Here is a 13,426-nt window from a genome sequence, read left to right as displayed (position 1 = left end):
TTTTTATTTACTAATTAATATAATAGAACTTTTAGCATCTACCATATATTTTAAATCAACTTTAACGGGTTTATCAAGGATATCATTAGGTGAATTTTTAGACGTATCTGCTATTAAATACCATGATTTATTTTTAAGGCGTGGCAATTCAAACTCTAAGGGTTTTGTATAAGAATTTAAAGCAACATATACATCATTATCTATTAAATGCTCTGGATCCAAAAAATCTTCACCGCTAACCATATAAGCAAGAGTGTGGGAATCATAACTAAAATCTGGACTATATGGCTTTACACCATGCCATGTAACATCAGCTATTCCATCTCCTGTATAATCTTGTCCGGTGAAAAAATGTTCTCTTCTTAAACAAAAATGATCTTTTCTAAATTGTATGATCTTTTTATAAAAATTAAGTATATCTTTATTCTTTTTTTCCAAAGACCAATCAACCCAAGTAAGTTCATTATCATGACAATAAGCATTGTTATTTCCATTTTGTGATCTTAAAAGTTCATCACCCATAAGTAACATCGGAGTTCCCTGTGAAGTCATAAGTATCACCAAAAAATTCTTAATCTGTTTTTTTCTTAAATTTAGTATACCAATGTCATCTGTGTTTCCTTCAATACCATGGTTGAAAGAAAAGTTATCGTTTGTCCCATCATTATTATTTTCACCATTCAAATAATTGTGTTTTCTATTGTAAGAAACCAAATCCCACATTGTAAAACCATCATGAGCAGTAATAAAGTTAACACTATTTGTTGGGTTCCTTCCGTCTTTTTTAAATAAATCAGGACTTCCGGCTATTCTTGTTGCTAAATCTCCGACTTGTCCTTTATCTCCTCTAACAAATTTTCTTACCGTGTCTCTATATTTACCATTCCATTCAGCCCAACCTGTAGGAAATTCTCCTACGTAATAACCCCCTGCAGCATCCCAACCTTCTGCAATTAGTTTTGAACCAGAAATTATTGGGTCATCAGCAATGTCTTTCAAAAGAGATAAATCTCCTATCCAGTTTCCATTAGAATCTCTACCCAAAATTGCAGCTAAATCAAATCTAAAACCATCCACATGCATATCTTTTACCCAATATCTTAGTGAATCAGTTATCATTTCTTTTACAACAGTATGAGAGCAATTTAAAGTATTACCAGTGCCAGAATAATTTGCATAATAGCGCTTGTCTTTTTCTAATATATAATAAATTTCATTATCAATTCCTCTAAAGGATATTGTTGGGCCATAATGATTTCCTTCACCAGTATGATTATATACAACATCTAAAATAACTTCCATATTTCTTTTGTGGACTTCTTTAACAAAGTTTTTAAATTCAAAGACTTGTTCTCCTAATCTTAACCCTGTAGTATAATTTCCAGTAACAGCAAAAAAATTTAAGGGGTTATATCCCCATACATCTTTTAATTTTTCACCAGTTTTAGGATTTTTATTTATATTAGAATCTGGATTAAATTCAAAAACAGGCATCAATTCAAGTGAAGTAACTCCCAGATTTCTAAGATAATCCAATTTTTCAATTAAGCCATTAAAAGTTCCTCTATTTTCAACCCCTGAATTTGGATTCATTGTAAATAACCTTACATGCATTTCATATATTATAGTATCATTAAACTTTATTCTTGGATTTTTTATTCCTTCCCAATTATAATTTTTATCTTCTACAATAATACTTTTACAAGAACAACTTGAAGAATTTTTATTTGAAAACGTTAAATCGTTTTCAGTTGATTTATCATATCCATATATTTGATGTTCGCTAAAATCGTAAGTTCCTGATACAGCAATTGAATATGGATCAATAAGAAGTTTGTTTTTATTAAATTTTTTCCCTATTTTTGGATTGTATTCACCATCAACTCGCCATCCATAATATGTCCTATCTTTAATATTTTTTATATATACATGCCATATATCTCCTGTTTTATTATCTTCTTTATCTAATTCATAACTGAAAAAAGGTTTTTCATCATAAAAATTTTCATATAACTCTAAAATAACTTTACTTGCATTTCTTGAAAAAAGCCCAAAATTAACCCCCCCATCCATAAATTTAGGGCCAAAAATTGGCTCTCCTATTTCAATTTTTAGTTTTGCCATAATATCACCTCATATAAATTATACATGAATGGCACATTTTTTAATAATTTTTTTAATATGAAAAAAATTATGCTCGTTCAAGTATTATATAATAACAAAAAATGATATAATTATTTAGGGAGGTGTTATTAATGTTTAATTTATTTAAAAAAGTCAAAGATAGAATATCTAAGAATGGAGATTTTTATAATGAAGGGAAAAATATAGTTGTATACTTTAAATGTGATAATTGTGGAGAAAAATTTAGAACTCATTTAAGAAGAGGATACGATTTTTCAAGAGATTATGAAAATGGTGGTTATGTTATAAACAAAGAATTTGTAGGTAGCAAATGTTATAAAAAAATTAATTTAACTGCTAATTTTAATGAGGGTTATAAAGTTTTAAATTACGAATTGACTGGAGCAAAAGTTATTTCAAAAGAAGAGTGGGAAAATGAGTAATAATAAGGACAAAAGTATAAATGCATTTGAATATAGACCTGTTAGACCTTTTATACAAATACCTGAAAAGGTTTTAATGTACATATTACAGTTAACACCAAGTTCTTTTTCAAAAGTCTATTTATATTTATATAATATTAGTTATGGAGCGGGAAAGAATTATAATGTTATGTATACTTCTGTAAGGGAGATTGCAAGAAACCTAAATATATCTGTTGGAAGAACACATAATGCAATCTCATATTTTAAAAAGTTAAATGGATTAGTTAAAATTGAATCAAAGGCTGTTATAGGTACCAAATTCAAGGTAAATGTTCCAGAATTTTCTTCTACGGGGAATTGGTACTTTACAGAACCTGAAATGGTGAGATATTTAATGATGAAAGAAAAATTAGTTACCTCAGACAAAATCGTTGAATCTAAAATAAAAAGATATAAAAGTGTCAGGGATTCACTAAAATTAGGGCTTTTTGATAAAGAATAATTATTTAAGCCCTTTTTCAGACAATCTTTGAGCATCAATCTTACTTAATAAATTTTTTAGATAAAGAGGATTATCCTTTTCTAACTTTTCATAGTAACCGTTTATAATTATTTCAGATACAATAAATTCACTAATTCTTGAACTTAAAAATTCAATCTTCGAAGTATCTTTAGCATACGCAGTTGTGAGAACAATTTTACTTAATTTAGCCAAAGGTGATTCTATCCCCGAAGTTATTGAAACTATATTTCTTGAATACTCTCTTATAGCTTCACTTAAAATCACTATATCTTTGGTTACTCCAGTATGAGATATAACAATAATGAGATCATTAGAATTTAAAGTGGGAATTATTGAGTTCATCATATGTGTATCGCTATAATATAAAGAATATTTGCCCAAAACATTCAACTTTTTTGCGAAGTATTCACATACAAAAGATGAACTGCCTACTCCTAAAAAGAAAACTCTTTCTGTTTCATAAATTTCGTCTATAACTCTTTGTAAATCATCATAATTAAGCAAGTTTAAAGAGTCTTCAATTAAGTTGATGTTATTTTCAACAATTATTTTTGCATAACTTGGAATGTTATCATCCATATTTCTTTTTTTCTTTTTGAAAGATAATTCTTGAGTCAACTTAATTTTAAAGTCATTATAACCAATAAAACCTATCTTCCTAATAAACCTATAAACTGTCGAATCACTAATTCCAATATTTTTTGCCAATTCTGAAATAGTTGAATTTATAACAGTTTCAGAGTTATTTATAATATAGTCAGCAATTTCTTTTTCTTTTAATGATAAGCTATCATATATTCCTTTTATATATGTTTTAATCATGATTATCTACCCCATTTGATGAAATTATTTTTCACTAATATTATATAATAAAAATATATTTTTTTATAATTAATTTATTTATGTTTATTTTTAATAAATAACCGATAACATTACTGTGAGGTGATTATATGGATTTTTTAAACATTAATTCTAATTTAATAAAAAATTTCAACAGTACCATAAAAAGTGAAGAAAACAATAAAGTAAAAGCAAAGGTTCTTTTTGCTAATAAAGACTCTTTAATAGTAAATTATAGGGGGAAAGTCCTTTTATTAGAAAACAAATCTAATGTACCACTAAAACCAGGTATGATTATATATTTATCTTTTGATCAAGTACAAAATAATTCAAAAAATCAAATATTAACTAAAGCTCTGGGACAGATTGTTGAAAATATGTTCAATTTGAGTTTGATGATTAATGACAGCCCAATGAATTTTGATATAGAATTAACCAATATTCCAGATAACAAAAAAGCATCTTTTATAAAATGGTTGAGTGATTTTTTCACTACTTTAGACAAAAATATACCTGAAAAACCAGCTAATAGCGTGCCATCACTTTCAAATGATAAAATAAAATTTATTTTAAAAAATATAATTGAAGATATAGGTAAAAATTTTACAAAAAATAAATCTATAAATCCAGATCCTATACAGTTTGCAAAAAATATAGCTAAGAAACTCTTTTCGTATTTCCAAAATAAAACCAGTACAAATACTTATAAAAATATATCTAATGAAAATATTTTTCAAAAAAATAACTTTACCACATCTAAAAATAATCTCAATGAGAAAAAAAACTTTTCTAAAAATCAAACTTCTGAAATTAAGCCTAATATTATTGATCAAAAAAAAGTCAATAGTTCTTCAAATAAAGCAATTAACAACCTTCAAAATATTAAAGAATTTAATAGAGAATTATCCAAAAAATCTAATGATGAGATGATAAAAAATAATTATACCAATAAGCCTTTAAACAACAAAAAAATCATAACTCTACTAAAAACTGATAGTTCAAACAATGATAAGATCTTAAGAACTAATAATTTAAAAAATATTTTTGACAATTTTATAAAAAGTAATGACAAATCAAAAAATATTTTCTTAATTTCTAATAGTAAAAATTTTAATAAAACTTACATGGATTCTTTAACAAAATTTTTAATGAATTTTCAAGATAAGAATGAAAAAATTTTTCTTAATAAATCTAATTTTTTATTACAATCAAAAAATAACAAACCGAGTATAAAGCCACTCATACCAAAACAAAAACCAAATTTTATACTTAATATTAATCCAAAAATAATTTTAAAAACTACTATAAAAAACGAACCATTTCTATTAAAAAATCTAAATGGAAAAAATCCAATTATCAAATCTGATAAACCTATAAATAAAATATTCGTCAATTTTGAAAATTTTACTAAGAGTGAAAAGGTTGAATATTCAATAAAAGAATTTTTTCAAAAACTATCAAAAAATATACAAAAGCAAAATATAACTACAAAAAATATGAAAAATATAATAGTAATAAGGGCAGAAATACCTAATCAATTAGCAAAACCAATCAAAAACAATTTTAATTTATTATTTAATCATGATACCTTAATAAATATAGATAAAAACATTAAGGAAATTGTAGATTCAATAAGTCAAAAAGATAACTCATCTTCCAATCAAAATAATGTTTTGTTTAACAATGTAATAGATAAAGCTATTTCAGCCTATCAAAACATGGAAGGAATGAAAAATATTAGTGATACGAGTTACATGATGTTTAATATGTTTGGTTTACCTGTTTATCTTTCTTTTAACAAAGAAGAAATTGTTCAAAATGAAAATAAAAAGAGCTCAAAAACTTATGGAAAAATTAGACTAATATTACCAACAGAATCATTTGGAGTTACTGATATTAATTTATTTGTAAATGAGAGAGATGCCTTTGTAAATATAAAGATGCAAAAGAATACAGAGATATTTGAAACCGAAATTGAGAAATTGAAAAAGAATATAGAAAGCCATAACATCAATTTAAATTCATTATCAATAAAACAAGATACAGAACTTATCAATATTGAAAAAGAGATTTCTGTCTCCTAAAAGAATAATTTTTTATATGAAAAATTATATTTCGTTCAAGTATTGATGATTTTTATAAGAAATCCTAATTTTAAGTATTTTATCCAAATAAATGTTATTAAAACGATAAATTTACCCCTTATTGCTATTATTTTTATACAAAAAAAGTGTTATAATTAATATAGAATACAATGAGAGGTGATTCAGTTGATTTTTGAAGATCTTGGAATGCATTATGAAGTTCACGGTGAAGGAGAACCATTGATTCTTTTGAACGGTATCATGATGAGTGCTTTAAGCTGGAAAGATCATGTCCCTAAATTTAAAGAAGGATACCAAATTATCACGTATGATATGAGAGATCAAGGGCAATCCGCAAGGTTAGAAGAAGGATATACTATTGATGTTCATGTAGAAGATTTAAAGAAACTCTTGGATTATTTGAAAATTGATAAAGTAAATTTATTAGGTGTTTCTTATGGCTCACAAGTAGCTTTGTTATTTGTTTTAAAATATCCTGAAAGAGTAAATAGGATGATTTTACCAAATGCAACTGACTATATTGATAACTATCTTCAAGCAGTTGGAGAAGTTTGGAAAATTGCAGCTAGATCGTATGATGGTGAAAAATTTTTTGATTTAGCTCTTCCCTTTATTTATTCAAGACCTTTTTATGATACTAATTTGGAATGGCTTTTAAATCGAAGAAAAATGTTTAAAGAGACCCTAACAAAACCATGGTTTGATGGATTATATAGGTTAGCATGTTCAAACGCCGATTATGATGTTAGAGATAAAATATCCAAGATCGATAAAGAAGTTCTTTTTATATCTGGTGAAGAAGATATCTTAACTCCTCACAGTCATATGATGGAAATGCATGAAAAAATTGAGAACTCCACTTTGATAAAATTAAACGGAACTGGACATGCACTATTTTTCGAAAAACTTAACGATTTCATGGAAATAATAAATGATTTTTTGTAATATTAAAAGGCGGATAATTTAAAAATTATCCGCCTTTAATTTTTTATTTATTTTTTAATTCCATTTGTCATATATATTTTAAGTTCTTTAATAATCATTTTTTCATCATCTATTTTTTGTAAGAAAAATTTTTCAATACCCATGTAATGAGATATACCCATCAAAATATTTGATACAAGAATATCAGCATCATATTTTATATTTACCAAATTTTTCAAATAACCTTTTTCAAAACTTTCATAATAATCTCTAACGTCTTTATTTACCACAAATTCTGCTTCTCTTACAATTTCATAGTAATTCTTGTTTTCAGAGAAAAACTTCAAAAATAGATAGATACCTCTTAACTCTCTTTCAAGTCGATTTTTAGAAAATTCTGAATTTTTAGTAATGAATCTTCTCGTTAATTTACTAATTTTTTTAACTATAGTGGATAAAAATTCTTCTTTTGAATTAAAGTAAATATAAAATGTTCCAATTGCATATCCAGCTTCTTTAACTATATCGTAAATATTGACATTATAATAACCCTTACTTCCAAACAACTGAATTCCAGAGTTCAATAATCTGTTTCTTGTATCGTCTCTCTCTTTTTTATCTACATTTACTAATTCTTTATTAAAAACGCTTTCAAAATTTACCTCATCATTATAAAATATTCCATTCAATATTATATCTTTTAATTGTTCTTTCTGATATTCTTTTCCATTAAAAAGGTTTCTAATATTAATAAATCTGGCTGCACCAGCAATATATAAATATTCTGCTTCTGAAATATCCCTATTAAAAATTCTTGAAATGCCTGTTATGTAGATTCTTCTCAATCTTTTTTCATATTCAGGAAATCTATACTGAGCTTCTCTATAGATGGTAATTTGCTTTTTATACTTTAAAGAACTTTCAATTACAATATCTAAGAATTTATTCAATCTATCTTCTATAGTAACACCTCTTATTGAATTAAATTCTCTATCAAAAAATTTTATTAATTCATTTAGTTGATATTCGAAAATTCCTTTTTTATTTTTAAAATATCTATAAAAAACTCCATTAGACACTCCTGCTTCTCTACAAATTTCAGCTACTGATACAGTTTCAAACCATTTTGAGGAAAATAAATCTCTCGAGGTATCTATCAACTTTTCTAAAGTCTTAGTTCTTCTCTTTGACATTTAAATGGCTCCTTTTAAGCTAAAAAACTAGTTAATTCCTTTTTAAATAATTCTGGATCTTCTATTATTATTGAATGCCCTACATGGTCAAAATATTTTAATTCGCCATTTAGAACTTCTAATGTTTTTTCTGCCATGTCCCTTGTTATTAATAAATCTTTTTTACCAACAAAGAATAGCACAGGATTTTTAAATTTTTTAGCTAAATCAGAATAATCATACGATTCTAATGCCCTTGCATTTTCTGTAAAACATTTTGGATTCATTAATAAGCCTTCATTTGTTAATATATTCAGCATTTTTCTGTCTTCAGCTGTGGGCATAATAGATTTTAAGGATGTTTTTAAAAGTGTTTTACTCGTTTTTAGTAATTGCAATCCGTTATAGTTTTCTTCAGGAGTATTTAACCCATCAATAGGTGCTGAATCAACTAAAACTAATTTTTTAACCATATCTGGATTATTATATGCGAGTGATTGAGCAACAGCTCCTCCTAAGGAATGAGCAACTATATAAGCACTCTCAATATTTAATTTTTCCATAAATTCTTTAACATATTCTGCGTAAGTATCGATGTTTATTTCTTCTATTCTATCTGAATGCCCAAAATTAGGAAGATCTAAGGCGTAAGTCTTATATCCTTCTAAATCATTTACTTTATCAAACCATCTATGCGATCCATAGTTCCCATGTATCATTATAACAGGTTCGCCTTCTCCTTTAACATTATAGTAAAGATCTTTACCTTTAACATTAACTTTTCCAGTTGGAAAAGACTTTCTCTTCCACAAAATTCTGCTTAGAGCTACAAACGGTCTTTCAAAGTATTTGTAATATCCCATCATTATTCCATATATTAATCCTCTTGGGAAGAACAAAACAAATATAATTAACAATGAACCAAAAATTATGGACATAGGTATATCAGTTCTTGAGAATAAGAAAGGCATACCTGTTATTATAACAGCACCAACTAATCCACCATCAACAGAAGCTAAGCCGCCAATAACAATCATTGCTAAAATATTAAGAGAAGCATTTAATCCAAAATCACTTGGACCTATATAACCAATTGTATGCGCGTATAAAGTACCTGCAATTCCTCCATAAACCGCTGAAACAACAAAAGCTTCGAGTTTAACAAAAGAAATTCTCTTACCAAAAGATCTTGATGCATATTCACTATCTCTAATCATTTGGTATGAAATACCATTCGGAGACTTTATTAATTTTGTTGCTATAAAAGAAAGAACTACATAAAAAGCTAAATTTAATATATACATCCAAAAATCATTTGGCAGAATATCAGGAATATTTCTAAGCCCTATATGACCTCCAAAAATATCAAAAGAAGCTATTAATTGCTCTACTGTTATACCAAAAGCCATTGTAGCTATAGCCAAATAAAAACCTTTCAGTCTTAAGGCTGGTAATGATATTATTACACCAAGGACAGCAGAAAGAACTATAGCTATAATTAAGTTTAAAATAAAAGGTGTACCAAAGTTTATTGATAAATAAGACGTTGTATAAGCTCCTATGGCCATAAATGCAGCATGACCTATAGATATCTGACCAGTATAACCCATCAATATATTTAATCCCATTGAAGCTATACCCCATACTAACACTGTAGATAATATCATCAAGAAAAATGATTGATTTATAAATACTACTCCCAATAAAAGTCCAGCTATTAATAAAAGTATTGATTTTTTCATACTCAGACTCTCCCTTCAAATTTAGATCCAAAGAGGCCTGTAGGCTTAACAACAAGCACTACTATAATTAATATTAGGATAATAGATAATTGATAGTCTGGTGATATGTAATATCCAACTAATTTTTCCATAATACCAAGCAAAAGTCCACCAGCAATAGCACCAAATAGGTTATAAAAACCACCTAATACACCTGCTGTGAAACCATATAGTTGATAATTAGTCATCATCTGTGGATGAACATAAGTTCTAGGTGCAGCTAAAACAGCAACCAATGCTGCTAATGAAATACCAATTCCCCAAACTAATGCATCTACTTTATTTATATTAATACCAACTACAGAAGCTCCAACTTCATCCTGTGATCTCGCTCTTATAGCTGTTCCTAACTTAGTAAATTTAAGGAACAATGCCAATGCAACAGTAACTGATAAGGCAATTACCATATTAACCAAATCGTTTAGAGGTAAAACTAATAAATTATCTCCTAAATTCATTAGAAATGGGGCACCTTCTGCAATTTGCGGAAATTGTTGGTAATCAGTTCCCCAAATTATTATGGAAAGACCTTCGAAAATCATCAACAAACCGAGAGTTATTATGATCATAGCAGCATGAGAAAGATGTTTAACTGGTCTCATTAAAAATCTTTCTATTAATTGAGCTAAGATAAATCCAAATATTAAAGCTCCAATTATTGCTATGAACAAATTTTGTGTCCATGAATATACTGAAAATGCGAAAAATGCTGCCATCATACCAGATGATCCATGGGCAAAATTCATTACAAACACTGTTTTAAATATTAAAGCAATACCAAAAGCCATCAATCCATAAAGAGCACCCTGAGGTATTCCTAATAATACATTTTGTATAAATGCCATCAAATCACCCCTATATTCCTAAATACGCTTTTTTAACTGATTCATCATTCAATAAATCTTTAGCATCACCTTGAATTGCTATTCTTCCAATCTCTAATATATATGCTCTATCACTTATTTTTAGTGATCTTAAAGCATTTTGTTCAACAAGTAAAATTCCAACTCCTGTTTCCTTTAACTGAACTAAAACATCAAATATCTCGTCAGTTATTAGAGGAGCTAATCCCAAAGAAGGTTCGTCTAACATCAAAATCTCTGGAGAGCTCATTAACGCCCTTCCAACTGCAAGCATTTGTTGTTCTCCTCCAGATAACGAACCAGCTTGTTGTCTCTTTCTTTCTTTTAAAACTGGAAATAGGTCATAAACCTTTTCAAAGTTTTCTTTCTCATTACCTCTGGCAAAACTTCCCAATTTTAAATTCTCTTCTACCGATAATTGAGGAAAAACTCTTCTGTCTTCAGGAGCTAAAACAAGCCCTTTTTTTACTTTTTCTTCAGTAGAAGCCTTACTCAAATCTTCTCCTTGAAAATTTATTTTTGATGTAGATTTTACTATTCCCATAGTGCCAAAAAGAGTAGATGTTTTTCCAGCTCCATTAGCACCAAGAATGCTAACAATTTCACCTTTATCTATTTTAAAGGAAATATCTTTCACAGCGCTAACGTGTCCGTAATTTACTTTTAAATTCTCTACTTTAAGCATTTTCACTCTCCCCCAAATAAACTTTTATTACTTCTTCATTATTTCCAACCTCTTCAGGAGTTCCTTCAGCAATTTTTTCTCCGAAACTCATTACAGTAATTCTATCTGAAATTTTCATAACCAAATTCATATCATGTTCAACCAACAAAATTGTTTTTCCTTGATTTTTTAAAAGTCTCATAATATCTCTTATTTCAGAAGTCTCGTTATGATTAAGCCCTGCAGCAGGCTCATCAAACAACAATAATTTTGGATTGGATACTATAGCTCTAGCTATTTCTACTCTTTTTAAAATTCCATAAGATAACGATGCTGGATAAGAACTCAACCTATTCTTTATTTGTAATAACTCAGAAATTTCCAGTATTCTTTCTCTAGCTTCTGATTCAAAATGTGATCTATTTTTTGAAAAAAGGTAAAATATATTTTTGTCATAATTATGTATATATCCGGACAAGATATTATCATAAACGTTCATTCCGCTAAACAACTGAAGATTTTGGAATGTTCTACTAATTCCTTTATATATAATTTGTTCTGGCCTTAAATCCATAAGAGAATTTTCTTCATATGACACACTTCCCTTAACAGGTTGGATAACTCTTGTAATTACGTTAAACAGAGTTGTTTTACCCGCTCCATTGGGTCCTATAAGCGAATGAATAATTCCTTTTTTCACATTCATTGTCATATCTTTTACAGCTATTAAACCACCAAAGGATACCGTAACATTTTTAACTTCTAACATCTATTATTACACCCCTTTAAAAAAGCGGGGAAATTTATTCCCCGCATTATTTAAATATTGTTAATATTCCATGTAGTAAAGCCAATCAGTAAATCTCTCAAATACACCGTCTTTAACTTCCAGTATGTACATAGAATCTTTACCAATTCTTGAGATATCTTTGTTTGACCCTTCAAAGTCGTAATAAGTTATTCCAGAAGCAATATCTCCTTGCCAATCATCGAAGGTTTCTAATGCATTTACCAATGATTCTCTAGTTAAGTTGTCTCCAGCTCTTCTTACTGCTTCTGTAAATGTTTCAGCAGCGATTAAACCAGCAACAGCGTATGCATTAGGGATTTCTCCATTGTTGTATTCACCATAAATTTTTAATGCTGGTGTTTCAGGATCAGTAAAGTCTACATCAACCCATGCCATTGATCTAACACCTTCAGCGGCATTTCCTAACATATCAATGAAAGTTACACTTGCATTAGCATAAGAAGTAACGTATTCAACATCTCTTAAACCATATTGTTTTGCTTGTTTTATGAAGTTAGGAGCTTGTGTTCCATAAAGCATAACTCCAATTGCTTCAGGTCTATTTGTTAACAATCTTGTTACTTCTGCAGAGAAATCTTCTGCTGAAGGATTAATAGGAATGTATGTTGCTTTTATCCCTCTTGATTCTAATAATTCTTGTGCAGCTTCTCTGAATTCTTTACCATCATCAGCATTTCTGTAAACAATTGCAATCTTTGTGTAACCAACGTCAGCAAAATAGTTGGCAACGATGTTTCCTTCTACTGTGTAGTTTGGTTGTACTGGGAAAACGAATTCTTTTGGTGGAAAACTCAATAATGATGTACCTGAACCTTGATAAACAAACGGAACTTTATTTGAATTCAAGTAATCCATAACAGCTAATACACCTGGAGTTCCTAAGCCACCAACAATAGAAAATACTTTATCGCTTTCTACTAATCTTTTTACTTCAACTGTTGTTTTTGCTGGATTAAATTGGTCATCTGCAACTAACAAGTTAATTTTTCTTCCATTTACTCCTCCATTGTCGTTTACCCAATCAAAGTATGCTTGCATACCTTTTGTCATTGGTTGTCCAATAGAAGAAATAGGGCCAGACAAAGCTTGGAAAGAACCTATCAATATTTCGTCATCTGTTACTCCAACTTCGGCAAAAAGCCCTACTACCATAAGTAAAGCTACCAAAAGTGTTAATACTTTTTTCATAAGATC

General features: G+C 28.3%; 12 protein-coding genes. 4 read left to right on the top strand and 8 right to left on the bottom strand.

Annotated features, from left to right (window positions below; all coding sequences use genetic code 11):
* Positions 1-3: 3 nt before the first annotated feature.
* Positions 4-2,124, bottom strand: a complete 2,121-nt coding sequence (gene glgX, locus BLS00_RS03045) for a glycogen debranching protein GlgX (protein WP_091402710.1) — start codon at positions 2,122-2,124, stop codon at positions 4-6.
* Between the two features lie 131 nt (positions 2,125-2,255).
* Here glgX and BLS00_RS03040 point away from each other — a divergent pair, with 131 nt between their 5' ends.
* Both BLS00_RS03040 and BLS00_RS03035 read left to right on the top strand, forming a co-directional pair.
* Positions 2,256-2,567, top strand: coding sequence for a hypothetical protein (locus BLS00_RS03040; protein ID WP_091402709.1), 312 nt, complete (start codon positions 2,256-2,258; stop codon positions 2,565-2,567).
* Positions 2,560-3,051, top strand: a complete 492-nt coding sequence (locus BLS00_RS03035) for a hypothetical protein (protein ID WP_091402707.1) — start codon at positions 2,560-2,562, stop codon at positions 3,049-3,051. Before BLS00_RS03040 ends, BLS00_RS03035 begins: the two co-directional genes overlap by 8 nt.
* Here BLS00_RS03035 and BLS00_RS03030 read toward each other — a convergent pair whose 3' ends face one another.
* Positions 3,052-3,894, bottom strand: a complete 843-nt coding sequence (locus BLS00_RS03030) for a MurR/RpiR family transcriptional regulator (protein ID WP_091402705.1) — start codon at positions 3,892-3,894, stop codon at positions 3,052-3,054. It lies immediately after the preceding gene.
* A gap of 128 nt (positions 3,895-4,022) precedes the next feature.
* Here BLS00_RS03030 and BLS00_RS03025 point away from each other — a divergent pair, with 128 nt between their 5' ends.
* Positions 4,023-5,996, top strand: a complete 1,974-nt coding sequence (locus tag BLS00_RS03025) for a hypothetical protein (RefSeq protein ID WP_091402704.1) — start codon at positions 4,023-4,025, stop codon at positions 5,994-5,996.
* 177 nt (positions 5,997-6,173) lie between these two features.
* Entirely contained in the window at positions 6,174-6,962 is a 789-nt protein-coding gene (locus tag BLS00_RS03020; protein ID WP_375338210.1) for an alpha/beta fold hydrolase, read from the top strand.
* Positions 6,963-7,009: 47 nt separating this feature from the next.
* Here BLS00_RS03020 and BLS00_RS03015 read toward each other — a convergent pair whose 3' ends face one another.
* Genes BLS00_RS03015 through BLS00_RS02990 form a run of 6 tightly spaced genes read right to left on the bottom strand, consistent with a single transcriptional unit; the run spans position 7,010 to position 13,420 of the window.
* Positions 7,010-8,134, bottom strand: a complete 1,125-nt coding sequence (locus tag BLS00_RS03015; protein WP_091402701.1) for a TetR/AcrR family transcriptional regulator — start codon at positions 8,132-8,134, stop codon at positions 7,010-7,012.
* A 14-nt stretch (positions 8,135-8,148) separates the two neighbouring features.
* Positions 8,149-9,855, bottom strand: coding sequence for an alpha/beta fold hydrolase (locus tag BLS00_RS03010; RefSeq protein WP_091402699.1), 1,707 nt, complete (start codon positions 9,853-9,855; stop codon positions 8,149-8,151).
* A 2-nt stretch (positions 9,856-9,857) separates the two neighbouring features.
* A complete protein-coding gene (locus BLS00_RS03005) occupies positions 9,858-10,739 on the bottom strand; it encodes a branched-chain amino acid ABC transporter permease (RefSeq protein ID WP_091402698.1) in 882 nt (293 codons plus the stop codon).
* A gap of 10 nt (positions 10,740-10,749) precedes the next feature.
* Positions 10,750-11,442 (bottom strand): ABC transporter ATP-binding protein, encoded by a 693-nt coding sequence (locus BLS00_RS03000; protein WP_091402696.1) that lies wholly within the window; start codon positions 11,440-11,442, stop codon positions 10,750-10,752.
* A complete protein-coding gene (locus BLS00_RS02995; RefSeq protein ID WP_091402694.1) occupies positions 11,435-12,190 on the bottom strand; it encodes an ABC transporter ATP-binding protein in 756 nt (251 codons plus the stop codon). Before BLS00_RS02995 ends, BLS00_RS03000 begins: the two co-directional genes overlap by 8 nt.
* 60 nt (positions 12,191-12,250) lie before the next feature.
* The gene (locus BLS00_RS02990; RefSeq protein WP_091402692.1) at positions 12,251-13,420 is read right to left on the bottom strand and encodes an ABC transporter substrate-binding protein; all 1,170 of its coding nucleotides are present in this window, start codon (positions 13,418-13,420) and stop codon (positions 12,251-12,253) included.
* Between the last annotated feature and the right edge of the window lie 6 nt (positions 13,421-13,426).

It is taken from the genome of Geotoga petraea, assembly GCF_900102615.1.
GTDB lineage: Bacteria > Thermotogota > Thermotogae > Petrotogales > Petrotogaceae > Geotoga > Geotoga petraea.
The sequence above is the reverse complement of the archived record's forward strand: the minus strand, read 5'-3'. Positions and strand labels throughout refer to the sequence as shown.

What these genes read in the sequence shown, in the direction of transcription:
- BLS00_RS03000 (WP_091402696.1), bottom strand. Translation starts at nt 11,442, where the DNA reads ATGCTTAAAGTAGAGAATTTAAAAGTAAATTACGGACACGTTAGCGCT.
- BLS00_RS03035 (WP_091402707.1), top strand. Translation starts at nt 2,560, where the DNA reads ATGAGTAATAATAAGGACAAAAGTATAAATGCATTTGAATATAGACCT.
- glgX (WP_091402710.1), bottom strand. Translation starts at nt 2,124, where the DNA reads ATGGCAAAACTAAAAATTGAAATAGGAGAGCCAATTTTTGGCCCTAAA.
- BLS00_RS03010 (WP_091402699.1), bottom strand. Translation starts at nt 9,855, where the DNA reads ATGAAAAAATCAATACTTTTATTAATAGCTGGACTTTTATTGGGAGTA.
- BLS00_RS03005 (WP_091402698.1), bottom strand. Translation starts at nt 10,739, where the DNA reads ATGGCATTTATACAAAATGTATTATTAGGAATACCTCAGGGTGCTCTT.
- BLS00_RS03040 (WP_091402709.1), top strand. Translation starts at nt 2,256, where the DNA reads ATGTTTAATTTATTTAAAAAAGTCAAAGATAGAATATCTAAGAATGGA.
- BLS00_RS03030 (WP_091402705.1), bottom strand. Translation starts at nt 3,894, where the DNA reads ATGATTAAAACATATATAAAAGGAATATATGATAGCTTATCATTAAAA.
- BLS00_RS03015 (WP_091402701.1), bottom strand. Translation starts at nt 8,134, where the DNA reads ATGTCAAAGAGAAGAACTAAGACTTTAGAAAAGTTGATAGATACCTCG.
- BLS00_RS03025 (WP_091402704.1), top strand. Translation starts at nt 4,023, where the DNA reads ATGGATTTTTTAAACATTAATTCTAATTTAATAAAAAATTTCAACAGT.
- BLS00_RS02995 (WP_091402694.1), bottom strand. Translation starts at nt 12,190, where the DNA reads ATGTTAGAAGTTAAAAATGTTACGGTATCCTTTGGTGGTTTAATAGCT.
- BLS00_RS02990 (WP_091402692.1), bottom strand. Translation starts at nt 13,420, where the DNA reads ATGAAAAAAGTATTAACACTTTTGGTAGCTTTACTTATGGTAGTAGGG.